At 72.3% G+C, this 23,598-nt stretch carries 21 protein-coding genes and 1 pseudogene; 14 read left to right on the top strand and 8 right to left on the bottom strand.

Annotated features, from left to right (window positions below; translation table 11 throughout):
- The first annotated feature begins 31 nt into the window (after positions 1-31).
- From WMF17_RS06090 to WMF17_RS06110, 5 genes are all read left to right on the top strand, one after another.
- Positions 32-2,656 (top strand): efflux RND transporter permease subunit, encoded by a 2,625-nt coding sequence (locus WMF17_RS06090; protein ID WP_437648629.1) that lies wholly within the window; start codon positions 32-34, stop codon positions 2,654-2,656.
- On the top strand, positions 2,653-3,855 hold the full coding sequence (locus WMF17_RS06095; protein WP_437648630.1) for a glycosyltransferase family 4 protein: 1,203 nt from the start codon (positions 2,653-2,655) through the stop codon (positions 3,853-3,855). The genes WMF17_RS06090 and WMF17_RS06095 overlap by 4 nt, the downstream gene beginning before the upstream one ends.
- Before the next feature lie 25 nt (positions 3,856-3,880).
- Positions 3,881-5,227, top strand: coding sequence for a glycosyltransferase (locus WMF17_RS06100; protein ID WP_437648631.1), 1,347 nt, complete (start codon positions 3,881-3,883; stop codon positions 5,225-5,227).
- 107 nt (positions 5,228-5,334) lie between these two features.
- On the top strand, positions 5,335-6,783 hold the full coding sequence (locus tag WMF17_RS06105) for a GuaB1 family IMP dehydrogenase-related protein (protein ID WP_437648633.1): 1,449 nt from the start codon (positions 5,335-5,337) through the stop codon (positions 6,781-6,783).
- A 330-nt stretch (positions 6,784-7,113) separates the two neighbouring features.
- Positions 7,114-7,650, top strand: coding sequence for a lysophospholipid acyltransferase family protein (locus WMF17_RS06110; RefSeq protein WP_437648635.1), 537 nt, complete (start codon positions 7,114-7,116; stop codon positions 7,648-7,650).
- Positions 7,651-7,699: 49 nt separating this feature from the next.
- Here the strand turns inward: WMF17_RS06110 and WMF17_RS06115 are convergent, their stop codons facing one another.
- Positions 7,700-8,167, bottom strand: a complete 468-nt coding sequence (locus WMF17_RS06115; RefSeq protein ID WP_437648637.1) for a hypothetical protein — start codon at positions 8,165-8,167, stop codon at positions 7,700-7,702.
- A 438-nt stretch (positions 8,168-8,605) separates the two neighbouring features.
- Here WMF17_RS06115 and WMF17_RS06120 point away from each other — a divergent pair, with 438 nt between their 5' ends.
- Positions 8,606-9,040: a hypothetical protein gene (locus WMF17_RS06120; RefSeq protein WP_437648639.1), complete on the top strand. Its 435-nt coding sequence runs from the start codon at positions 8,606-8,608 to the stop codon at positions 9,038-9,040.
- Positions 9,041-9,413: 373 nt separating this feature from the next.
- Here the strand turns inward: WMF17_RS06120 and WMF17_RS06125 are convergent, their stop codons facing one another.
- Entirely contained in the window at positions 9,414-10,010 is a 597-nt protein-coding gene (locus WMF17_RS06125; RefSeq protein ID WP_437648641.1) for a hypothetical protein, read from the bottom strand.
- Between the two features lie 110 nt (positions 10,011-10,120).
- Complete coding sequence (locus tag WMF17_RS06130) at positions 10,121-10,270, bottom strand: hypothetical protein (RefSeq protein ID WP_437648643.1); 150 nt, start codon at positions 10,268-10,270, stop codon at positions 10,121-10,123.
- A 57-nt stretch (positions 10,271-10,327) separates the two neighbouring features.
- On the opposite strand from WMF17_RS06130, the gene WMF17_RS06135 reads away from it, so the two are divergent.
- On the top strand, positions 10,328-10,573 hold the full coding sequence (locus WMF17_RS06135) for a hypothetical protein (RefSeq protein ID WP_437648644.1): 246 nt from the start codon (positions 10,328-10,330) through the stop codon (positions 10,571-10,573).
- A gap of 28 nt (positions 10,574-10,601) precedes the next feature.
- Here WMF17_RS06135 and WMF17_RS06140 read toward each other — a convergent pair whose 3' ends face one another.
- Entirely contained in the window at positions 10,602-10,883 is a 282-nt protein-coding gene (locus WMF17_RS06140; protein WP_437648646.1) for a hypothetical protein, read from the bottom strand.
- 521 nt (positions 10,884-11,404) lie between these two features.
- On the opposite strand from WMF17_RS06140, the gene WMF17_RS06145 reads away from it, so the two are divergent.
- Together WMF17_RS06145 and WMF17_RS06150 are read left to right on the top strand one after the other, a co-directional pair.
- Complete coding sequence (locus WMF17_RS06145; protein WP_437648648.1) at positions 11,405-13,522, top strand: DUF4215 domain-containing protein; 2,118 nt, start codon at positions 11,405-11,407, stop codon at positions 13,520-13,522.
- Positions 13,523-13,658: 136 nt separating this feature from the next.
- On the top strand, positions 13,659-14,423 hold the full coding sequence (locus WMF17_RS06150) for a ribonuclease HI (RefSeq protein WP_437648650.1): 765 nt from the start codon (positions 13,659-13,661) through the stop codon (positions 14,421-14,423).
- A gap of 66 nt (positions 14,424-14,489) precedes the next feature.
- Here the strand turns inward: WMF17_RS06150 and WMF17_RS06155 are convergent, their stop codons facing one another.
- Both WMF17_RS06155 and WMF17_RS06160 read right to left on the bottom strand, forming a co-directional pair.
- The gene (locus WMF17_RS06155; protein WP_437651293.1) at positions 14,490-16,718 is read right to left on the bottom strand and encodes an NADP-dependent isocitrate dehydrogenase; all 2,229 of its coding nucleotides are present in this window, start codon (positions 16,716-16,718) and stop codon (positions 14,490-14,492) included.
- A 176-nt stretch (positions 16,719-16,894) separates the two neighbouring features.
- Positions 16,895-17,108, bottom strand: a pseudogene (locus WMF17_RS06160) (isocitrate/isopropylmalate family dehydrogenase); the annotation flags it as partial.
- A 103-nt stretch (positions 17,109-17,211) separates the two neighbouring features.
- Between WMF17_RS06160 and WMF17_RS06165 the strand changes: the two are divergent.
- A complete protein-coding gene (locus WMF17_RS06165) occupies positions 17,212-18,228 on the top strand; it encodes a peptidylprolyl isomerase (protein WP_437648651.1) in 1,017 nt (338 codons plus the stop codon).
- A gap of 38 nt (positions 18,229-18,266) precedes the next feature.
- Entirely contained in the window at positions 18,267-18,641 is a 375-nt protein-coding gene (locus WMF17_RS06170) for a YkgJ family cysteine cluster protein (protein WP_437601030.1), read from the top strand.
- A gap of 18 nt (positions 18,642-18,659) precedes the next feature.
- On the opposite strand, the gene WMF17_RS06175 is transcribed toward WMF17_RS06170, so the two are convergent.
- Together WMF17_RS06175 and gpmI are read right to left on the bottom strand one after the other, a co-directional pair.
- Positions 18,660-20,117 carry a protein kinase domain-containing protein gene (locus WMF17_RS06175; protein ID WP_437648652.1) on the bottom strand — a complete coding sequence of 486 codons (1,458 nt, stop codon included), beginning with the start codon at positions 20,115-20,117 and terminating at the stop codon, positions 18,660-18,662.
- On the bottom strand, positions 20,118-21,749 hold the full coding sequence (gene gpmI, locus WMF17_RS06180) for a 2,3-bisphosphoglycerate-independent phosphoglycerate mutase (RefSeq protein WP_437601032.1): 1,632 nt from the start codon (positions 21,747-21,749) through the stop codon (positions 20,118-20,120).
- 296 nt (positions 21,750-22,045) lie between these two features.
- Here gpmI and WMF17_RS06185 point away from each other — a divergent pair, with 296 nt between their 5' ends.
- The 3 genes from WMF17_RS06185 (at position 22,046) to WMF17_RS06195 (ending at position 23,538) form a co-directional block, all read left to right on the top strand.
- Positions 22,046-22,612 (top strand): Uma2 family endonuclease, encoded by a 567-nt coding sequence (locus WMF17_RS06185; RefSeq protein WP_437601033.1) that lies wholly within the window; start codon positions 22,046-22,048, stop codon positions 22,610-22,612.
- A gap of 342 nt (positions 22,613-22,954) precedes the next feature.
- A complete protein-coding gene (locus WMF17_RS06190) occupies positions 22,955-23,395 on the top strand; it encodes a hypothetical protein (protein WP_437648653.1) in 441 nt (146 codons plus the stop codon).
- On the top strand, positions 23,392-23,538 hold the full coding sequence (locus WMF17_RS06195; RefSeq protein WP_437648654.1) for a hypothetical protein: 147 nt from the start codon (positions 23,392-23,394) through the stop codon (positions 23,536-23,538). Before WMF17_RS06190 ends, WMF17_RS06195 begins: the two co-directional genes overlap by 4 nt.
- Positions 23,539-23,598 lie beyond the last annotated feature (60 nt).

The raw sequence follows: 23,598 nt of genomic DNA on the forward strand, positions 1-23,598 counted from the left end.
CGCGCGGCGCCGGCTCGAGGTGTCTTTCGCAATGCTCCTCAGGATGATCGGGGCGCTCGTCGACTTCAGCGGGCGCCGACCCTGGCTCGTGATCGGACTCGCGATCGCCGCCATGGCAGGGCTATGGGGGTACGCTTCGCAGCTCGAGCTGCGCACGGAGCTCCGGGAGCTCTTGCCGAGCGACAGCCCGGCGTTCATGGCGTACGAGCGCCAGGCCAAGCGCGTGGACGGCGGCGCGCAGCTCATCGTGATCGCCGAGTCGCCGGAGCGCGGCGCGAACGAGCGGTTCATCGACGCGCTCTCGGAGCAGCTGGAAGAGCCGCTCCGGCGGCGCGCGGCCTGCCTCGCGGCGTGCGCCGACGACGCGTGCCGCGCGGCGTGCGGGCCCGCGTCGCTCATCCGCTACGTCGAGACCGGCACGAAGGAGGTGCGCCGCTTCTTCGACGAGAACAAGTGGCTCTACGCCGGCGTCCGGGAGCTCGAGCAGGCGGACGAGGCGATCGAGCTCGAGATCGCGCTGCGGAGCGGCCTTATCGACGACCTGGACGCGGGCGAGAGCGGCGGCGCGAGCGGGGGCCAGGCGGCGGGCGCGCCGGCCGAGAAGGGCACGGCGCTCGACGAGACCTGGGCGGAGCTCGAGCGGCGGCTGAAGAAGATCGACGAGTTCCCGAGCGGCTACTTCGCCACGCCTGACGGCCGCATGGTCGGGATCCGCATCGTCTCGCGGAGCGCCGGGATGGGCGATCGCAGCGCGGCCCAGCTCCTCGACGACGTGACCGCGCTCGTCGGGCGCCTCGACCCGGCGAAGTTCCACCCGGCCATGCAGGTCGGGTACGCGGGCGACATCCCGAACGCGATCGCCGAGCAGCGGTCGCTCGTGAGCGAGGCGGTGTGGGCCACCGCGCTCGCGCTCGTGCTGATCCTCGGCGGCGTGGTGATCTACTACCGCTCGCCCTGGTCGCTGCTCGTGATCTTCCTGCCCACGGCGTTCGGCGCCAGCGCCGGGTACGCGTTCGCGACGGCGACCTACGGCTACGTCAACACGGTCGGCGCGTTCCTCGGGGCGATCATCGTCGGCAACGGCGTCAACTACCCGATCGTGCTCCTGTCCAGGTACCGCGATTTCCGCGCGCGCGGCATGGCCGCGGACGAGGCGCGGCGCGAGGCGGTCGTCAACGCGTTCCGGGCCGAGCTCGTCGGGGCGTGCGTGGCGGCGATCGCGTACGGGTCGCTCACGATCACGCACTTCCGCGGGTTCAGCCAGTTCGGCACGATCGGCTTCGTCGGCATGCTCGCGGTGTGGGCCTCCATCGTGCCGCTCGTGCCCGCGACGCTGGTCGCCATCGAGCGCATCCAGGCGAGGCTCCCGCGCTGGCTGCGCGATCCGCCGCCGCGCGTCTCGGAGGAGGGTACCGCCGGGCCCGGGGCGCGGGCGCTCGCCCGCGTGACGAAGCGGTGGCCGGTCGTGCTCCTCGCCGTGGCGCCGATCACCCTGCTCCTCGCGGCGTGGAAGCTCCCCGAGTACGTGAGGGACCCGTGGGAGTACAACTTCGCGCGCCTCGGCTCGAAGAGCTCGCGCGAGAAGGGCGCGGGGAGCTGGTCGCGCAAGGCGTCCGAGGTCTTCGGCGGCAAGATGAACGTCGCGGGCGCGATGATGCTGGCGGACAGCCCCGAGCAGGTGCCGGCCATCAAGGCGCAGATCCTGGTGAACGACGCGAAGGACCCGCAAGGGAAGCTCGTGGCCGACGTCGCGACCATCGCGGATGCCCTCCCCGGCTCGCCCGAGGAGCAGCGCCGCAAGATCGAGATCCTGGGGCGGATCCGCGACCGGCTGACCCCGCGCGTGCTGAAGGCGCTGACCCCGGAGGAGCGGGAGCGCGCCCTGCTCATGAAGCCGCCGGAGACCTTGCGCGTGATCACGCCCCAGGATCTGCCCGACCTCATCCGGCGCAGGTTCGAGGAGAACAACGGGGTCGTGGGCACGGTGTTCTACGTGAAGTACAAGAACGAGGTCTCGTTCTCGAACGGCAAGAACCTCCTCCGCATGGCGAACACGACCGGCAACGTGGTCCTCCCCGACGGGACGCAGGTCGTGACGGCGAGCAGGCCGACGGTCTTCGCCGAGATGATCCGGTCGATGGAGCGCGACGGCCCGCTGGCGATGGCGGCGTCGTTCCTGGCCGTCACGGTCGTGGTGGTGCTCGCGACAGGCAGCCTGATGGGGGCGTTCTCGGTCCTGTCGTCCCTCGTGCTCGGCGTGCTCGCGACGGCGGTGGCGATGGCCATGCTCGACGTGAAGATCAACTTCCTGAACTTCATCGCCCTCCCGATCACGTTCGGCATCGGCGCCGAGTACCCGTTCAACGTCTTCGACCGCGCGCGGCTGCTCGGCGGCGACGTGGCGCTCGCGGTGAAGCGCTCGGCCGGGCCGGTGGCGCTCTGCAGCTACACGACCGTGCTCGGCTACGGCTCGCTCGTCTTCGCCGACAACCAGGCGCTGAACTCGTTCGGCTGGGTCGCGGTGAGCGGCGAGATCGCGTGCGTGGCGAGCGCGCTCCTGTTCCTGCCGGCGCTGCTCCATGTCATGAACCGCGCGGGGAAGATGCGGGGCGCGTGGCGGGGCGGCCTCCTCTTCCGCGGGAGCCACCACTCGTGAAGATCCTCGACGTCGCGGAGTTCTTCTCGTCGCGCGGGGGCGGCGTGCGGTCGTACCTCGAGGAGCTCGTGCGCCAGGGCAGCCGGCGCGGCCACGAGGTCGTCGTCGTGGCGCCCGGGCCGCGCGACGAGGTGGTGCCGCTCGAGCAGGGCCGCATCGTGCGGGTGGCCGGCCCGCCGATGCCGTACGACCCGACCTACCACGCCCTCCTCCGGCTCGGCGCGGTCCGCGCGATCATCCGCCGCGAGGCCCCCGACGTGCTGCAGGCGAGCGCGCCGTACACGGCCGCGCTCGTCGCGGCGACCGAGCGCTCGGTCCCGCTCCGCACGTTCGTGTACCACTCCGACCAGATCAGCACGTACGCCGCGCCGCTGCTCGACCGGGTGCGCCCGCGCGCGGTCGCCCGCGCCCTGGAGGGCGCGCTGTTCGCCTGGCCGCGGGCACTGTCGCGGCGGTTCGACGCGACGATCGCCCCGGGGACGTTCATCGCCGAGCAGCTCCGCGCGCACGGCTGCGAGCGCGTCCACCGCGTCACCTTCGGCGTGCGGCGCGAGTCGTTCGACCCCTCGCGCGCGGACCCCTCGCTGCGGCGGAGCCTGCTCGGCCGGTTCGCGGACGACCCGTCGGCGACGCTGCTGCTCGTCGCGTGCCGGCTCGCGGTCGAGAAGCGGGTCGCGCTCGTGATCGACGCCGCGCGGGAGCTCGCGGCGCGGCGCCCGGTGGCGCTCGTGGTGCTGGGCGACGGGCCGGAGCGGGCGCGCCTCGAGCGGCGCGCGGCCGGCCTGCCGCAGGTGAGCTTCCTCGGCTTCGCGAAGGACCGCGCCACCTACGCGGCGCTGCTCGCCAGCGCCGACGTGTTCGTCCACGGGGGGGCCGCCGAGACGTTCGGCTTCGTGCTGGGCGAGGCGCTCTGCTCGGGGCTGCCGCTCGTCGTCCCCGCGGCCGGCGCCGCGACGGATTTCGTGAGCCCCGGCGCCGCCGAGGCGTACCCGCCGCGCGCCTCGGCCGCCGAGGTCGCGGCCGCGATCGAGCGCGTGCTGCAGCGCCCCCGGGGCGAGCGCGCCGCGGCGGCCCGGGCCGCGGGCGAGCGGCTGCCCGCGAGCGACGACCACTTCGACGCGCTCTTCGCGCTCTACGCGGAGCTGCTCGGCCGCGGCCGCGGGACGAGCGCCGGCGACGGGCCGCCGCGCGACGCGTGAGCGCCCGAGCGCCTGGCACGTTGCGATGGATCCCCCGACCGTGCGCCCGTTCCTGCTGATCTCGCCCTATTTCGCGCCGCAGACGAGCGTGGGCGCGTTCCGCTGGGTGAAGCTCGCGCGGCACCTGCCGCGCCACGGCTTCCGTCCCGTCGTCCTGTCCGCGACCTTCCCCGGAGATGCGCGCGACGACGGGCTCCTCGCGGCGTTGCCGCCCGAGGTGGAGGTCGCCGATGCGTACCTCGACCCGGCCGTCCTCGCCGCCGAGGCGGCGTTCGCCGCCCTGCGCGCGCGCGTCCCGCGCCGGGCGCGGCCCGGGGGCCCGCTCGTGGGGCTCCGCCCGTTCCGGGCGCTCACCGATCGCTGCATCCTGCACGCGCCCCACGCCGCGCGCGTCGCCGTCTCGCTCGCCCGCCGCGCCGGCGCGCAGGCCGTCGTGGTGAGCGCCGGCCCGTTCTCGGCCTGCCCGGTGGGCCTCCACGTGAAGCGCGCGCTCGGCGTCCCGCTCGTGCTCGACCTGCGCGACCCGTGGTCGCTGCACGAGAGCGGCCATGGCCCCCCGTCCGGCCTGGCCGAGCGGGCGCGGCGCGCCCTCGTGCCGCGCATCGAGCGCCGCTGGCTCGCGGGCGCCGACCACGTGATCCTCAACACGAGGAGCGCTCTCGAGGCTTATCGCGCGCGGTTCCCCGAGCTCGCGACGAAGTCGTCCTTCGTGCGCAACCACTTCGATCTCGCGCTGTACGCGCCGGCCTCTGCGCCGGAGCCGCCGCGCAGCTTCGTCATCCTCCACCTCGGCACGCTGCGGGAGGAGACCTCGGCCGACGCGATCGGGGCCGCGCTGCGGCGGCTGATCGACCGCGAGCGGCTCGCGCCCGGCGACCTCGTCCTGCGGCAGATCGGCCGCACGTCCGCCTACGATCGCGACCGCTTCGAGCGGCTCGGGCTCACCCCGTACATCGAGATGCTGCCGCCGATCCCGCAGCGCGACGTGATGGGCGAGCTGCGGCGGGCGCACGTGCTGCTCACCGTGGTGGCCCCCCGCGTCGTGCTGCGGATCGCCGCGAAGACCTACGACTACGCCGCGTCGGGCATGCCGATCGTCAGCGCCGCGGCGAGCCCCGAGGTCGACGAGCTGCTCGCGCACCGGGACGACAACGCCCGCGTCTCGCCGGCCGACGTCGAGGGCCTCGCCGCGGCGCTCGCGCGCCACCTCGCGCGCTTCCGGGCGACGGGCGCCCTGCCGGTCCCTGCGCCGCCGCCCCGCGAGCTCTCGTCCGAGGCCGCCGCCGCCCGGATCGCCGCGGTCCTGGACAGCGTCATCGCCGCGTCGACCGACGCCGCCCGTCGTGCCTGCCGGTCTCCATCCGATCGGTAGGCCCTCGGAAGACCTCCCGCGCAATCGGCGACGGGCCTGGGCCACCGGCACTAGACTGTCGGGTCGCGCCGCCATCGCGGCGCGCCCCCCCTTGATCGGAGCCCTGCATGCGCTTCCTCCACCCCGAGCGTGACGAGAGCCTGGAGCTTGCCCTCGAAGACGTGTTCCTGACCCCCGGCTACTTCGCCGGCGGCTCCCGCCTCGAGACCGACCTGCGCCCGACGGACTTCCCCGGCGGCTCGCACCCCATCGTCTCGGCGAACATGAACGCCGTCACCGGCAAGCGGATGGCCGAGACGATGGCCCGCTTCGGCGGCCTCGGCGTGCTCCCGCAGGACATGGATCTCGACACGGTCGAGCGCATCGTCCGCCACATCAAGCGCGCCGATCCGCGGTACGACACGCCCCTCTCGGTCTCGCCGCGGGCGACGCTCCGCGACGTGCACGGCATCATCCGGAAGCGGTCGCACGACCTGGTGGTCGTTGTCGACGACGAGCGCCGCCCCATCGGCATCGTCACCCACGCCGACCTGCGCAACCGCGACCAGTACACGCCTGCGTCCGCGCTCATGTCGTCGCGCCTCATCACCATCCAGGCGGGCACGCCGAACCGGACCGCGTTCCTGCTGATGGAGGACGCGCGCGTGAAGGCGGTGCCCGTGCTCGACCAGGAGGGGCGGCTCCACGGCGTGCTGACCCGTGACGACGCCGTGCGCCTCGAGCTGCTCAGGCCGACGCTCGACGACCGCGGCGACCTCATGGTCGCCGCGGCGATCGGCATCTCCGCGCAGGCGGCCCAGGGCGCCGCGCGCCTGATCGAGATCGGCGTCTCCGCGATCGTGCTCGACACGGCGCACGGCCACCAGCGGCGGATGATCGAGGCGGTCCGCGCGGTGCGGCGGGCGACGGGCGACGCCGTCCCGCTCGTGGCCGGCAACGTCTGCACGGCGGAGGGCACGCGCGACCTCATCGACGCGGGCGCCGACATCGTGAAGGTGAACGTCGGCCCCGGCGCCATGTGCACGACGCGCATGCAGACCGGCGCCGGCCGGCCGACGTTCTCCTCGGTGCGCGTGTGCGCCCGCGAGGCCAGCCGCCACGGCAAGCGCGTCTGGGCCGACGGCGGCGTCCGTCACCCGCGCGACGTGGCGCTCTACCTGGCCGCCGGCGCCTCGCGCGTCATGGTCGGGACGACCCTCGCCGGCACCTACGAGAGCCCGGGCGACGTCATGGAGGACCGCGATGGGCTGCTCTACAAGGAGAACTACGGCATGGCGAGCGCCCGCGCGGTCAGCGAGCGCACCGCCGATCTCGACCCGTTCGAGCGCGCCAAGAAGGTCTTCTTCCGCGAAGGCATCTCGACGTCGCGCATCTACATCCACGACGGCCGCGAGAGCGTCGGCGGCATCCTGATCGAGATGATCACCGGCGTGCAGTCGGCGTGCACCTACGCCGGCGCCGCGAACCTCGACGAGCTCCACGACAAGGCCGTCATCGGGGTGCAGACGCTGGCCGGCTACGGCGAGGGCAAGCCGCACGGCCTCGAGCGGCGCTGAGCGCGCAGCGCGCCATCACGTCCGTCCGTGCGCGCCGCGTCGGCGCGCGCGCTGCGTTTGACGCGTGCGCGCCGCGTCGGTGCGCGCGCTGCGTTTGACGCGTGCGCGCCGCGTCGGTGCGCGCGCTGCGTTTGACGCGCGCGCGGCTGTGGCGTGGATGACGGAAGCGTGACGTGACATCCGGTCGGGCAACGACGAATCTCCGGCTGCTTACCGTCGAGGTCCCCTATGCCGAGCGCCGCTGCCCCGCGTTTTTCAGCCTCCCGCCGCGCCATTCGCCGGTTTGTCGGCCACACCTGGCTGTCCGTATTCGGCTGGCGTGTGGAGGGCGTGGCGGATCTCCCGCCGAAGGCGGTGCTGATCGCCGCGCCCCACACCTCGAACTGGGATTTCCCGTTCACGCTCGCGGTGAGCTACGCGCTCGACCTCGAGTTCTCCTGGCTCGGCAAGCACACCCTCTTCGAGCCGCCGTTCGGCTTCTTCTTCCGGTGGCTCGGCGGTGTCCCCGTCGACCGCCGCGACCGCAACAACCTCGTCGCGGCCGTGGCCGACGTGCTGAAGCAGAGCGACGAGCTCACGCTGATCATCGCGCCCGAGGGCACGCGCTCGTGCGCGAAGCGCTGGAAGACGGGCTTCTATTACGTGGCGCTCGGCGCCGGCGTCCCGATCCTCCTCGGATACCTCGATTTCTCCAAGAAGCGCGGCGGGATCCTCCACGTATTCCACCCGACGGGCGACATCGATGCCGATATGGCGACGATTCGCCGCCACTACGATGGCATTGAAGGGAAGCACCCGAGCCGGATGAGCGAGATCACGCTTGGCTCGAGGAATGCGCCGTCGAACGGGGTCGCGCAGCACCCGTGAGCGCGGGGCGGCGGCGCGCGATCCACCCGCGCGTCGCCGGGGGCGCTCGTCAGCGCGGGGACGGCGCGCGCACCGACGAGGCGGGCCCCGCCGTGATCCTCGTCGTCAGCACGCCCGCGAGCGCCCATTCGAACGCCGAGCGGTCGGTGTAGATGTTGAAGCGACCGCCCGTGGCGAGGTTGGCGACCGTGACGCCCATGGCGACGAGCCCCGGCTTCACGAGGATATGGACCTCCTTCAGCTTGCCGGGGTTCCGCAGGTGCCACGCCGTGAGCTTGGCCCGGACGTCGCTGTCATAGCCGGTGCCGAGCTCGAAGTCGTCGAACACGATCGGATGCAGGCCCGAGTCGATGAGGGTCTCCAGGTGCCGGACCGCCGGCTCGATGAGATCGAGCGTCGCGTACCCCTCGAAACGCCGCGTCACGACGTCGGGCGCGGGCGTGCGGACGTCCAGGATCCCCCTCGAGGTCGTCCAGCGGTCGCCCCGCGCTCCGAGCCGTGTGTGTGCCAAATCCATCTCGATTTCGAGACTTTAGTCTATGGCCGGCGCTTCGCCATGCGATCCGTCCGCCCTGCTCGCCGACCCGGGGACACCTTGTCGCGCGTACCGCGCTCGCGGGCGATGCGTCGCCTGCCTGGCGACCGGGCGCCGCCGCGGTCCTGTGGGCGCCGGGCTGTTGTCCGGCGGGTGCCGCGCTGTTGTCCTGCGGGCGCCGGGCTGTTGTCCGGCGGGCGCCGGGCTGTTGTCCTGCGGGCGCCGCGCTGTTAACGAGGCGCGCGGGGCGGCGGAGCGGCCGGCTTGTCCAGCGCGTCGGGCCGCCGTCCTGCATCGGCGAGCGCCGTCGGCGCCGTTGAAAGCGGCTATGATGCCGCGACAGTTCTGGCCGCCGGCTGGTGCCGGCGGCTCGCGAGGCGTCTTGGCCCGCAGCAGAGGGACGAAGGAGGAGCTACCGAGATGAGAGGACATGTTTCCAAGGTGCTGCGGCTCGCTGTCGTGGCGTTTGCGTGCGCGATGATGGCGGGTTGCGGCGGCCCGCTGCGCTACACGCCGCAGGGCATGGGGAAGGCGCCGGGCGCCGACGCCGTGATCGTGGCCGACGTCAACTTCGACGCGGCGATGACCCGCCTCGACATCACCGCGAAGAACCTCCCGCCGCCCGAGCGCCTCGACTCGAGCAGCTCCGCCTACGTCGTCTGGGCCCGCCCGGACAGCAACACGCCCTGGCAGCGGGTCGGCGCGCTCAATTTCGACGCCGATGCCCGCACCGGCAAGCTCAAGGACGTGAGCGTGCCGCTCACCCGGTTCGAGCTCGTCATCAGCGTCGAGCAGAACGCCAGCGCCGCGTCGCCGTCCTCGGAGCTCGTCTTCAAGCAGGACGTCGAATACTGACGAGGCTGCGCCGCCGCTGAACGGGCGGGGCTCGGCGGATGCCTGGCGAGGTACCGGCGGATGCCTGGCGAGGTACCGGCGGATGCCTGGCGAGGTACCGGCGGATGCCTGGCGAGGTACCGGTGGGTACCTGGCGAGGTACCGGCGGATGCCAGGCGAGGTACCGGTGGGTACCTGGCGAGGTACCGGCGGATGCCTGGCGAGGTACCGGCGGGTACCTGGCGAGGCATCGCCGGATACCCCGCGCGGCGGAGCATGAACCTCGGTCCAGGGTCGACGGACGGCAGCGCCGGGATCGAAGGTAGGGTACCTCACCAATCGCTGCGGTGCCAGATCTGGACAGCGGGGCTGCCTGGGCGAGCGCGCGGCGCCGTCAGATCGGCTCGGGCGCCGGCGGCTCGGGCCTCGGCGCCTCGGGCTTCTTCCCCTTGCGCGCCTGCTTGGTCATCGCCCGGAAGTCGTCGAGGACCGGCGCCAGGATGGCGCGGAAGCTCGCGTTCTGGCGGGCGATCGTGCGCGCCAGGTCGAGCGCGGCGAGGCCTGGACCGATGACCATCTCGCCGGTGGCGAGGGCGTCGTCGTCGAGGTGGCGCGCCAGGTCCTCGAGCGTGTCGGCGACCTTCTGCTCGGCCAGGGCGCGCTTCAGGCGCCGCTCGATCAGCTCCACCTCGAACCGCTCGGGGTCCTCGCCGTCGTCCTGGTCTCCGAGCACGTGGAACGATCTCGCAAGCGCGTTGTCCTTGCCGTCCTTGGGTCGCAAGAGCGCGAACAGCTTGGCGAGCGGAGGCCCCAGCACGCCGAGGCTACGGCCGACGCTTCGCGTGCGCCGCGACTCCTCGAGCCGCTCGAGACCAGGCCAGAGCGCCTTGATGGCCTCGATATGCTGGAGCGTCTCCTCGACGCGTTCCTCGATCTGAACAGCCGAGAGCTGATCGACGTCCGTGGGGTCTTTCACAGGATGCTTGGGCATGATCCGACCTCCTGGATAACGGCGCGCGCCGGAAGCGGCGCGCGCGGGTACGGGGACGTTACGTGGAGGTCGCCGCCGGAGGCAATCCGCTCGATGCGGCGGATACTTGCTCAGTCGCCCGAATCCGCCTCGCAGCAGAGGATGTAGTCATTCTTGAGATGCGGCTCGGCGACCTGATCACCGCCGGTCGCCTCGCACGCGCCCTCCCGGTCCACCACGACGGTCGCGCTGACGCCGCCCACGGGGCCCTCGGTGGGCATCTCCAGACAGCTCCTCCCGTGCATGGCTCGCACTTGCCGTCTCCGCAGTTGTCGAGGATGCAGACCTTCGCGAAGTCGCAGGCGACGTTGGAGGTGCACAAGAACGGCGGGGCCATGCATGCAACATTGACCGGGTACCCGTACGAGAGCGTCGTCGGATCCAGCGAGGCGATCCACTGCTCCGCCATCTCCCAGGCGAGCGGCGCGTTCTCCTCGATGAACCGCAGCAGCGTTTCTTCGTCGATGGTGTCAGGATCGACGATCTGGCATTCGGTCAGTCCGCTGAGGGCGTACGCTGCGTAGCCGGTTTTCGCCTGGGTGAGCGCGAGCTCTACCGGGTCTGCCCTGCGCGCCGCGTCGATCGCCTCTTGCTCCTCGGGCGTGAATCCAGCGCTGCCCCCTGCGCCGCCGCCCGCGGGCGAGGGGGTGTGTCGTCGGGTGCGGGCTCGGTGTCGTCGGGCGTGGGCTGCGTGTCGTCGGGCGCGGGCGCGATGCCCTCGGTTCCGCCCTCGCCTCCTTGGCTGAAGTGGATGGTGCAAGCCGGGGCCATCAGCGCGCCGAACGCAACCAAGAGGAGAAATGCCCCGGTGTTCGCCAGGATCTTCTTCGCCATGATGTGCCCCTCCGACGGAAGATTTCGGACCAGCGTGCACGGAAATATGGCGCAGGGAACCGGGCGTTAATCGCGAAGCGCGCCGCGGTCGAGGACGACCGGCCCCCGCGGGGTAGCGAACGTTGGAGCTCTCTCCAGGTTCAAGCCTCGCCTTGGGCGGGTATCGGGCGGGTCCGGAGTGCACGCTTGCCCCGCCATCCGACGGAAAGGCGGCGGCCGTCCGGACGCGCCGCCGCGCGCTCGGCACACCTTCGTGCATGTCGGCACCGGACGGCCCGCGACCGCTTCGGGGTGCCGTGCTGGACGACGTTGCGGTGGACCCAGCGCATGCTCGTCGCCCCCGCGCCGCCCTGCGCGCCGCGCGTGGCGGTAGGGTCTCCCTAGATCCGTTTGACTGCTGGCGTCCTCTCGATTCGATATCAGTCTAGTGCGCTGAGGATCGATCCCGCGCGCGCGTCCGTCAGGCCTGGATCGACCCTCGAGTGACATCGCCGCTCCCGCGACCCGCGGAGGAGATCGAGGTGCCAGTGCCAGAGGACCTCTTCAGAAGCGCTCTGTTCACGAGGGGCCTGTCGCCGCTCGTCCTCGCCGCTGTCATGACCGCGGCCGGCTGCGATCGTCCCCGGGATCCGTCGGGTCCGGCGGCCGGCGGCGGGCACGGCGAGGGCGGCGGGGACAGCGGGAGCGGCGGGGACAGCGGGAACGGCGAGGGCGGCGAGGTCGGAGGGGGCGGGGCGCCGTGCAGCGTGGCCGCGGAATGTCCCGGGGACGACAGCGAATGTCAGCGACGCACCTGCGAGGGCGGCCGGTGCGGCCTCGACCCCGCGCCGCAGGGGAAGCCCGTGGCCGAGCAGGTCCCGGGCGACTGCAAGAAGCGCGTTTGCGACGGGCGAGGCGCCGTGATCGAGCTCGAGGACGAGCAGGACGCCTTCTCCGATGGAGACCCGTGCTCGGCCGACGTCTGCATCGGCGGCGCGCCGGAGAACCCGCCGGCGCCGGCCACCACGGTGTGCGGAGGGCTCGATCCGTCCGGAGGGCGCTATTGCGACGGAAACGGCGCGTGCGTCGAGTGCCTCGCCGCGGGCGATTGCCTGAGCAACCTCTGTGTCGGGAACAGGTGCGTGGCGCCCGATTGCGGCGATGGCGTGATGAACGGGGCGGAGACCGACGTCGATTGCGGGGGCTCCGCCTGCACGCCGTGCGCCGACGTGGCGGCGTGCCTCGCCGACGCGGACTGCCGGAGCGGGATCTGCAGGGACGGGAGGTGCGGCGCGTCCTCGTGCACCGACGGCGCGACGAACGGGGCGGAGACGGACGTCGACTGCGGCGGGCCGGCGTGCTCGCCGTGCGCCACCGGCAAGGCGTGCGCGGCGGACGGCGATTGCCTGGGCGGCCGGTGCTCGGGGACGACGTGCCTGCCGTCGTGCACCGACGTCGCCCGGAACGGCGACGAGACGGACATCGATTGCGGCGGGCCGTCGTGCGTCGGGTGCGCCGCCGGCATGCGCTGCGCGGCCGGGCGCGATTGCCTGAGCCATGTCTGCGGCGCGGAGGGGACGTGCGCGGCGCCCGCGTGCGGCGACGGGGTCGTCAACGCGGCCGGCGAGGGCTGCGACGACGGCAACGCGAGCAACACCGACGCGTGCCTCGCGACGTGCGAGGCGGCCGCATGCGGCGACGGGTTTTTGCAGGCCGGGGTCGAGGCGTGCGACGACGGCAATGCGAGCAACACCGACGCGTGCACGACCCGCTGCGCGCGGGCCGCGTGCGGCGACGGGTTCGTGCGCACCGGCGTCGAGGCGTGCGACGACGGCAACCAGAACGCCGGAGACGGGTGCAGCCCCGGGTGCCTCATCGAGGGCTGCGGCGACGGCGTGATCCGGTCCGGCGAGGAGTGCGACGACGGCGACGCCGACAGCGCCGACGGCTGCCCCATCACGTGCCGCGCCGCGCGGTGCGGCGATGGGTTCGTGCGGGCCGGCGTCGAGGGGTGCGACGACGCCAACAGGGCGAGCGGCGACGGCTGCAGCGCGGCCTGCGTCGTGGAGGCGAGGTACACGTGCCGGGGCACGCCGAGCGTGTGCACCTATGCCACGGAGCGCGACTGCGGCGACGCGGAGGACGACGACCTCGACGGCGAGACGGACTGCGCCGACCCGGACTGCGCGCTCGGCTGCGACGCGGCCGTGGGCGGCTGCTCGCCGGGGCAGGTGCTGTGGGTGCAGTCGTCCACGGACGTGCCCAAGCCCATCAACGATCGCGCGGTCGCCGCCAGCGTCCTCTCGGTCGGCGCGAGCGGCGCGATCCGGCGTGTGACGCTCGAGGTCGACATCACGCATTCGTTCGACGGAGACGTCGATATTTCGCTCACCTCTCCGGCGGGCACGACGGTCGATGTCTCGAGCGACAACGGGGGTTCCGGCGACAACTACCGCGGGACCGTGTTCGACATGGGCTGCGCGATCCCGGTCGCGGCGGGCAGTGCGCCCTTCCGCGGGTGCTTCCGCCCGGAGGCGTCGTTCGCGGCGTTCCTGTCCGGATCGGCGAACGGCACGTGGACGCTCCGGGTCGGGGACGACGCCGGGACCGACTCGGGCACGCTGAGCGCGTGGTCCCTCGCCCTCTGCATCGACAGGTGACCGCGCGGCGGCGCCCGCATCGACCGGTGACCGTGCCGCGGCGTGCGCCTGGTCGCGCCCGTCCGGTCAGGTCCGGCGCGCTCGGGGGATCGGGTCTCCCGTACCGCCGGCTCCCGATCCATGCCAGGGTGCGCGCGTGCCCTGGGTTCGCGCATCGCTTCGAGGTCAATCCGTCTATGCCCGCGCTGATGCCGCGGGTGCTCTCCTCGCGGAGGAGGGGGGCGGTGTCGAGATCCGCTACAAGCCGCACGACGGCCGCAAGTACAAGGCGCGCCCGGAGAACCTGACCATCGCCGACCCGAAGGTGTTGCCTGACGACACCTGCGGCCCGGCCGAGCCGGTCGTGAAGGCGCGTGCCGGCGAGCAGCCCGAGGGGGCGGGGGGCGCGGGCGCTCCGGCGCCGGCCGGGGCGGCGCGCGGGCAGCGCAAGGCCTCGGCGCGGGGGGCGCCCGCCGCTGCGCCTGTCCCGGAAGGGGCCGTCATCGCCTACGCCGACGGCGCGTGCTCGGGGAACCCGGGGCCCGCGGGGCTCGGCGTGGTGATCATCGACGGCGGCCGGCGGATCGAGCGCAGCGAGTTCCTCGGCACCGCGACAAACAACATCGCGGAGCTGACGGCCATCCTCCGGTCGCTCGAGGAGGTGGACGAGCCGGAGCGGCCCATCGTCATCCACACCGACAGCCAGTACTCGATCGGCGTGCTCCAGAAGGGGTGGAAGGCGAAGGCGAACGCCGAGCTCATCGCCTCGCTGCGCGGCGTGCTCGCGCAGCGGCCGCGCGCGCGCCTCGTGTACGTGCCCGGGCACGCGGGCGTGCTGCTCAACGAGCGCGCCGACGCGCTCGCGCGCGAAGCCGTCCGCGAGCGCGCGTCCCGGAGGACCGTGTATCCCGGCTCCAGCTGATCCCGCAGGTTGAATCAAGCATCAGGGTAGGCTCGCGGAGAGCCTCCTCTCCGCGAGCCGCGCGGCTCAGGAGAAGCCGTCGATGGCCGCGTTCAGCGTGGCGCTGGGCCGCAGCACGGCGGACGTCTTCTGATCGTCGAAGTGGTAGTAGCCGCCGAGGTCGACGGGTTTACCCTGCGCGCCGATCAGCTCGCCGTCGATCTTGGCCTCGTTGTCCTTCAGGGTCTTGGCGAGCTCGCCGAACCTGGCCGCCAGCTCCTTGTCCTCGGTCTGCTTGGCGATGGACTGCGCCCAGTAGAGCGCGAGGTAGAAGTGGCTGCCGCGGTTGTCGATCTCGCCGACCTTGCGCGCCGGGCTCTTGTTGTTCTCGAGGAACAGGCCGATCGCCGTGTCCAGCGCCTTGGCGAGCACCTTGGCCCTGGCGTTGTCGGTCTTGTTGGCGAGGTCCTCGATCGAGACCTGCAGCGCCAGGAACTCACCGAGCGAGTCCCAGCGCAGGTAGTTCTCTTTCTGCAGCTGCTGGACGTGCTTCGGCGCCGAGCCGCCGGCGCCGGTCTCGTAGAGGCCGCCACCGGCCAGCAGCGGCACGATGGAGAGCATCTTGGCGCTGGTGCCCAGCTCCAGGATCGGGAACAGATCCGTCAGGTAGTCGCGCAGCACGTTGCCGGTGACGCTGATGGTGTCCTTGCCCTCCTTCATGCGGCCGAGCGTGAGCTTCATCGCCTCCACCGGGCTCTTGATCGGGAGCTCCAGGCCCCTTGTGTCGTGCTCGGGTAGGTAGGCCTTGACCTTGGCGATCAGGTTCTTGTCGTGGGCGCGGTTCTCGTCGAGCCAGAACACCGCCGGGGCGCCCGTGGCGCGCGCGCGGGAGACGGCCAGCTTGACCCAATCCTTGATCGCGATGTCCTTCGTCTGGCAAGCGCGGAAGAGGTCGCCAGCTTCGACCTTCTGCTCCAGCAGGGCGTTGCCGGAGGCGTCGACGACGCGCACCGTGCCGCTCTCGGCGATCTTGAAGGTCTTGTCGTGTGAGCCGTACTCCTCCGCCGCCTGCGCCATGAGCCCCACGTTCGGCGAGCTGCCCATCGTGCGCGGGTCGAACGCCCCGTGCTGCTTGTGGAACTCGATCGTGGCCTGGTAGATGCCGGCGTAGGAGCGATCGGGGATCGTGAACTTCGTGTCGTAGAGCTTGCCATCCGTGCCGTACATCTTGCCGCTGGAGCGGATGGCCGCCGGCATCGAGGCGTCGACGATCACGTCCGAGGGCACGTGCAGGTTGGTGATGCCGCGGTCGGAATCGACCATGGCCAGCGTCGGGCGTTGCTCGTAGACGGCCTTGATGTCCGCCTCGATCTTCGCCCTCTCGTCGGCCGGCAAGCTCTGGATCTTGTTGTACAGGTCGCCGATGCCGTTGTTCGGGTCGAAGCCGACCTTGGCCAGCGTGGCCGCGTGCTTGTCGAGCGCCTCGGCATAAAACACGCTGACGGCGTGCCCGAAGAGGATCGGGTCGCTGATCTTCATCATCGTGGCCTTGAGATGCAGGGAGAACAGCACACCCTGCTTCTTCGCGTCCGCCACCTGCTCGGCGTAGAACGCGCGCAGGGCCTTGGCGCTCATCACGCTGGCGTCGACGACCTCACCCGCCTGCACCTTGACGCTCGGCTTGAGCACGGTCGTCTTGCCGCCGGCGACGAGCTCGATCTTGAGCTCCTGCGCCTTGTCCACCACGACCGACTTTTCGCTGCCGTAGAAGTCGCCGCCCGACATGTGCGCGACGTGGCTCTTCGAGTCACGGCTCCACGCGCCCATCGAGTGCGGGTGCTTCCTCGCGTAGTCCTTGACGGCGGGCGAGGCGCGGCGATCGCTGTTGCCCTCGCGCAGGACGGGGTTCACGGCGCTGCCGAGCACCTTGGCGTAACGTGCCTTGAGCGCCTTCTCCTCCTCCGTCTTCGGCTCGGAGGGATAGTCCGGCACGGCGTAGCCCTGCTGCTGCAGCTCCTTGATGGCGGCCACGAGCTGCGGGATGGAGGCGCTGATGTTGGGTAGCTTGATGATGTTGGCGTTCGGCGTCTTGGCCAGCTCGCCGAGCTCTGCCAGGTGGTCGCCGACCTTCTGGCTGTCCGTCAGGCGCTCCGGGAAGTTGGCGAGGATGCGGCCCGCCAGGGAGATGTCGCGCGTCTCGACTCGGACCCCGGCGGCTTTCGTGAACGCCTCGACGATCGGGAGGAGAGAATAGGTGGCCAAGGCCGGCGCCTCGTCCGTCTTCGTATAAATGATGGTAGAATTTTGCGTTTCCACTGTTTCCTCGAGGGTTGAAAGGGCCGGGACTGTCGGGAAGGTTTTGTCCGGCGCCAAGGGCCCGTCGCACCGGCAGAATGCCTGGCATCGAAATTTGCGCAAGCCCCTGGCTCCGGGCCGGAATCTTCGGGTCCGACGGGTTCAACAGGCTCATGTCAGAGCACTATCCGATAGACCTCCACGGTCCCGTCCGGGAGCCAGCTGCCGAGCTGGTTGAACGCCTCCTCGCCCGCGTACGCCTCGTACCAGGCGATCTTGCGCTTGCTGCCGTACGCCTTCTCGACCGCGGCGTCGAAGACGCGCTGGCTCGCGCGCCAGATGTCCGGCCCGGTCCCGTCTCCCTGCGATGAACGGGACGACGGGGTTGTCCGGCACGACCCGGCGGGACAGCGGCGGCGCGGCGCAGGGGGCGGCGAGCCGCGCCGCGTCATTCCGGGCCGCGCTGGCCAGGAAACGCGTGGAACCGGCTGGGGCCCAATGGTAGAGGCGCTCGATGCGCGCACCGCTTCGCCTCGCCCTCGCCGGGCTCATCGCCGCCGCCGCCCTCGCCTCGCCGCTCGCCCACGCGGTCGTGAGCGAGCGGATCGTCGCGGTCATCGGCGATCGCGCGATCCTGCTCTCGGACCTGCGGCAGCGGGCTCGCCCCTTCCTCCTGCAGATCCAGGCACGGGTCCAGCCGGGCGCGCAGCAGGCGGCAGCCGAGTCGCAGGTCTTTCGCGAGCTCATCCAGAAGATGGTGGAAGAGGAGCTCGAGAGCCAGGCCGCCGAGAAGGCCAATATCCGCGTGACCTCCGAGGAGATCGAGAACGCCTTCCGGAACATCGCCGCCGCGGAGGAGACGACGGTCGAGGAGCTGTTCCGGATGGCGCGGGCGAGCTCCGGGCTCACCGAGCAGGAGTACCGCGACGAGATCCGCCGGCAGATCCTCGAGGGGAAGATGCTGCAGCTCCGGGTGAAGGGCCGGGTGCGCCTCACCGAGCAGGACGTGCAGTCGGCCTACGATCGGCTCGTGCGCGAGGAGCGCCGGCGGCGCGAGTACCACCCGGCGTGGATCGTCCTGCGCGTCCTGCCCGGCTCGAGCGCCGAGGCGCTCGAGGAGCGCCGCGCGCTCGCCACGGCGCTCGCGGAGCGCGCGCGGCGGGGCGAGGACTTCGCGGCGCTCGCGCGGCAGTTCTCGGACGACAGCGCGACCCGCGAGGAGGGCGGCGACCTCGGGGTCCGCGCGCCGCAGGGGACGCAGGCCGCGACGACCGGCCAGCGCCAGGTGATGGCCCCGGAGCTCGAGACCGCGCTGATGGCGATCGAGCCGGGCGGCGTGACCGGGCCGATGCGCGCGGGCGACGCGTTCGTGATCATGAAGCTCCTGAGCCGCCAGCCGTCGCGCTTCACGACGCTCGAGGCCGCCCGCCCGGAGATCCTCCAGCGGCTGCAGGCGGAGGTCCTGCAGAAGGCCAAGGTGAAGTGGATCGAGGAGCTGAAGCGCGGGACGCACGTGGAGGTCCGGCTCTGACGCGCAAGGGGGCAGGGGGCGCGGGCCGCCGCGGCGACGTGGTCGTCCCCGAGTGCACCGCGTGCGGCACCTGCTGCTTCTCGAGCCTGCCCGAGTACATCCGGGTGTTCGGCTGCGACCACGACCGCATGGACGATCGCGCGCGGGGGCTCACGCACTTCATCGGCAACCGCTGCTACATGCGCGTCGAGGACGGCCACTGCGCCGCGCTCAGGCTCGACGCGGAGCTCGGGCGGTTCTTGTGCTCGATCTACGAGATGCGGCCCGACTGCTGCCGCGCGCTCGAGCGCGGCAGCGGCGCGTGCCTCGGCGAGCTGCACGAGAAGCGGGAGCGGCCGCTGATCGCGCTCGACGCGCTCCGCCGCCGGGTCGTCGGCGAGGGCGGCGCGGGGCAGGGTGGCGGCGCCGCGTAGGCGCGGTCGGCCTCGTCGTCAGGGCGAGGCGTCCCTGTCCTCCACCGGCGGCGCGCCCGCGTCGAGCTCGCGGCGGTCGATCCGCATGCTCACGTCGAGCGTGACCGTCTGCCGGGCGGAGACGGTGATCGTGCGCTTCTCCTCGGGCGCGTTCGGGTGCCGGAACGTGACGTAGTGCCGCCCCGCCGCGAGCGGGATCGGCCGCGCCATCGGCGTCACGTCGACGAGCTCGCCGTCGATGACGATCTCCGCCCACGGCCTGGCGAGCACCTTCAGGTAGCCGCGTTCCTCCGAGCTCGCGCCGGACTGCCTGGCCTCGGCGCTGGGCGGACCGACCGCGGCGTGCTCGCGGAAGCCGAGCTCGATGAGCGCGCCGCCCGCGACGACAAGCGCGAAGATGCCGCAAAGCCGGGCCACGTCGGGCGCGAGCGACGGCGCGCGGCGCCGCTCGGCCGCCGGGCGGACGGACGACGCGGGCGTCGGCGGCAGCTCGTCCCCGCCGAGCTTCGCCGCCGCGAGCGCCCTCGCGATGGGCGCGCGCGGCTGCGGGTGACCGCGCTCGGCGAGCTCCTCGGCCAGCGCGTCCGCGACGGCGCGGCCGTTCTCGTAGCGCTGCTCCGGCTCCTTCTCGAGGCACCGGAGCACCACCCGCTCCAGGCCGCGCGACACGTCGGGCACGAGCCCTCGCAGCGGCTGCGGCGGCGCGCTGCGGATTCGGTGCGCGACGGCCCGGCCCTCGGCCCACCGGTCGTCCTCGCGCGGCGCGTGCGACGCGCGGGGCGCTCCGGACGCGCCCGGCGCCTGATTCGCGTCCGCCGGCTCGGCCTTCGGCGCGTCGAACGGGCGCACGCCGGCGAGCATCTCGAACAGCACCACGCCGAGCGTGAACACGTCGGCCTGCGGCCCGGTCTCCGCCCCGAGGATCTGCTCCGGCGCCATGTAGTCGGGCCGCGCGAACGTGTCGCTGCCCTCGAACGGCTCGGGCAGCGACGGCAGCCGGCCGTCGTGGGCCGCGGCGAACTCCAGGATCTTCACGCCGCCCGACGGCGAGATGATGACGCGCTCGGGGCGCAGCTCGCGGTGCACCACGCCCCGCTCGTGCGCGTGCCCGAGGCCGCGCGCGATCTCCAGCGCGATGGCCGCCGCGGCGCCCTCGTCGAGGCGGCCGGCGCGCGCGCACAGCGCGGCGAGCGTCGGCCCCGAGAGCGGCTCGAGCACGAGCCAGATCCGGTCCTCGTCGCGGTGGAAGTCGTGGATGTCGATGATGTTCGGGTGCCGGATGCGCGCGAGGATCTTCGCCTCGCGCTCGAGGCCGGCCGCGAACGCGCTCGCGGCAGACACCGTGGGCTTCAGCGTCTTGATGAGCGCCGCCCGGCCGAGCTCCGCGTGCTCGGCCCGGTACGTGACCGTGAGCGCTCGCGCCGAGACGGCCTCGCGCAGGATGTACGGGCCGAGCTGCCTCTCCGACGTGACCACTTACCGCTGTCGGACGCGGAGCGTGCGCCCCGTCATCGCCGCGGGCTGCGGGAGGCCGAGGATCTCGAGCATCGTCGGCGCCACGTCGCAGATCCGACCGCCCGACCGGAGCACGACGCCGGGATCGTTCTTGTTCAGGTAGTAGAGCGGCACCGGGTTCAGCGTGTGGGCGGTGTGGGGGTTGCCGTGCTCGTCCTTCATCTGCTCGCAGTTGCCGTGGTCCGCGGTGATCATCAGCGCGCCGCCGGCCTCGCGCACGGCGTCCGCGATGTCCCCGAGCCCCTTGTCGACCGCCTCGACGGCGTGGATGGCGGCCTCGAGGATGCCCGTGTGCCCGACCATGTCCGGGTTCGCGAAGTTCACCAGGATGAAGTCGTACTTCCCGCTCTTGATCGCGGCCACGACCTCGCTCGCGACGCCCGCCGCGCTCATCTCGGGCTTCTGGTCGTAGGTGGCGACGTCGCGCGGCGAGGGCACGAGCTTCCTGTCCTCGCCCGGGAACGTCGCCTCGCGCCCGCCGTTGAAGAAGTACGTGACGTGCGCGTACTTCTCGGTCTCCGCGCACCGCAGCTGCGTGAGCCCGGCGCGCGAGATCACCTCGGGGAACGACTCGGTCACCTCGTCCTTGCGGAACGCGACCGGCAGGTTCAGCGTCGCGTCGTACTCGGTCATGCAGCTGTAGCAGTGCTCCTGGAAGGCGTAGACCGGCTTGCCGCGGTCGGTGAGGAGCTCCTCGACCTCGGGCGGCAGGTTCCGCCGCGTGAGCATCGCCGAGAGCTCGCGCATGCGGTCGGGCCTGAAGTTGACGGAGAAGCCGACCTCCTCGCCCCACCACTCCCAGCGCGGCTCCTTCGAGGCGAAGTCGGCCATGAAGTCCCCCTTGATGCCGCTATAGTCGCCGATGCGGACGGGCTCGACGAACTCGTCCGTCTTCCCGAGCGCGTACGACTGCTGGATCGCGTCGAACGCGGAGTCGGCCCGCGGCGCCTCGCCGCGCACGATCGCCGTGTAGGCCTTCATCACGCGGTCCCAGCGCTTGTCGCGGTCCATGGCGTAGTACCGGCCCGACACGGTGCCGATGACGCCGACGCCCTCGAGCGCCTCCTGGATCTTCTCGACGTAGCCCCACGCGCTCTTCGGCGGCGTGTCGCGCCCGTCGAGGAAGGCGTGCAGGACGACGGGCACCTCGTGGAACTTCGCGAGCTTGAACAGCGCGAAGAAGTGATCGAGCGACGAGTGCACGCCGCCGTCCGAGACGAGGCCGAACAGGTGCAGCCGGCACTTGCGGTCCTGCGCGATGCGGAACGTCCGGTCGATGACCTCGTTCGAGCCGAGCTTGTCCTCGGCGATCGCGACGTCGATGCGCGAGATGTCCATCAGCGCGATCCTCCCCGCGCCGAAGTTCAGGTGGCCGACCTCGCTGTTGCCCATCTGCCCCACCGGCAGGCCGACGTCGGGGCCGCTCGTCCCGATCAGCGTCTTCTGCGCGTCGCGCTGGATTGCGTCGAGGTGCGGCATCTTCGCGAGTGCGATCGCGTTCTGGTCCTGCTCTTCGCGCTCGCCGAATCCGTCGAGGATGCAGAGGACGAGCGGGCGGGGGCGTTGACTGGGAGAAGGTGCGGCTTCGCTCATGGCGGCGGAATCTACAACGAAGCCGCGGCGATCGGGGGGGCTGCTCGGGGAATTTCGACCCGCCCCGGGCGCCTCCCGGCCGAGGCCCCGGGCGCGCCGGCGGCGGGCGGGGCAGGGGGGGCGGCCGGATGTGGCGGGGGCCGCAGGTGGCGGCAGCGCAGGCGGCCCAGGCGACCGGCGGAGGCGGCGGGCGGCCCAGGTGGCGGCAGCGCGGGCGGCCCAGGCGGCGGGCGGCACAGGTGGCGGCAGCGCAGGCGGCCAGCCGCTGCGCGCGGCGTGCGTGCTAAGTTCCGACCATGTCTGACTCCGGTCGTCGCGCCACGTACCAGGACGTCCTCGACACCCCGCCGAACCAGGTGGCGGAGATCCTGAACGGCGTGCTCCACGCGACGCCGCGGCCGTCGCTGTCCTGCCGCAACGTCACGTCGGTCCTGGCAGGCGAGCTCTACCTTCCCTTTCGCCGGGGCATCAAGGGGCCTGGCCGGTGGGCGTTGCTTGTCGAGCCCGAGCTGCACCTCGGCGCCGATCCGGACATCGTGAACCCCGACATCGCCGCGTGGCGCCGCGACCGGATGCCGCAGATCCCGATGCGGAACGCGGCCATCTTCCTCGCGCCCGACTGGGTGTGCGAGGTGATCTCGCCGTCCACCGAGGCGCTCGATCGCGGCGACAAGATGGAGATCTACGCGCGCGAGCTCGTGACGCACTACTGGCTCATCGACCCGCGGCTCCGGCGCCTCGAGGCCTATCGCATCGACGGCGGGCGGTTCGCGCGCGCGGGCGCGTGGGAGGGCGACGTCACCGTGCGCGTGGCGCCGTTCGACGCGGTGGAGATCGAGCTCGGCGTCCTCTGGCAGGAGTAGCGCCCGGAACGGCGCCGCAGCAGCGCCGGGCGCGTCGCGTGCCGCAACCGGCAGCCCGGGATCGATAAGCTGCCTCCGGGCCAACGTTGGCCCCGAGAACGGCAACGCCGCGCCCGGAGCCGGGCCAACGTTGGCCCGGCTCCGCGGAGCTCCTGCGCTGCGTCGCCTCGGCGCGGGCCTCGCGCCGGCGCCGCGGCCGGAGCGCGGCCTCGCGGGGCAGAGCGCGCCGTCCGGAGAGGTGGAGCGCCTTCCGGGGGACGGCGAGCCCGGCGAGCGGAGCACGAGCGCGGCAACCCGCGGGGAGCGCCGCGCGGGATCTCGCGCGCGGCGCTCCGGAGGGCGATGGCCGAGCCCGCGCGGCTGCCCTGGGATCGGCCGGTGCGCGCCGTCGGGATCGGGGAGCTGCCGGAGAGCCTCGTGAAGGGCGTGCAGCCGGTGGACGGACCGCCGTTAGAGCGGGCGATGGTCGAGTTCCAGATCGGCTCGGGCTCGCTGCTGGTGCGGGACGCGGAGGGGGCGTTCTCGTTCGTCCACCGGTCGGTGCTGGAGTGGCTCGTGGCCGAAGCCGCGGATGACAAGAAGGTAAGAGTGTGGGAGGTCGAGAGTGGATGGTCCCTTTGCGTCCTCGAGGGCCATGGTAATGCAGTGATGAGCGTTGCGTTCAACCCTGGTGGCCAGACGCTGGCCTCCGGATCGGGTGACAGCACCGTGAGGTTGTGGGAAGTCCGAAGCGGTCGAGCTACCGGTTCGGCGGCGACATCGCCGGCTCCTTCTGGCACGTGATCGGCCTCTGCCGCTTCGAGCCCGGCGAGCTCGATCCCTACCTGCCGAGCCCCCTCCGCCTCTCCGACGGCGAGCCCCTCATCGCGCTCCCGCTCGCCGGTGCGCCGCCCGCGAACGGAGCGGCACCGGCGGAAGACACCTGAGCCGCGCCGATCGGCCGACTTGGGAGCCGGCGTGTTCCGTCGCACGCGCCGCAGGCCGCG

This window comes from Sorangium sp. So ce362 (assembly GCF_051519845.1).
In the GTDB taxonomy this organism is placed as follows: Bacteria; Myxococcota_A; Polyangia; order Polyangiales; family Polyangiaceae; genus Sorangium.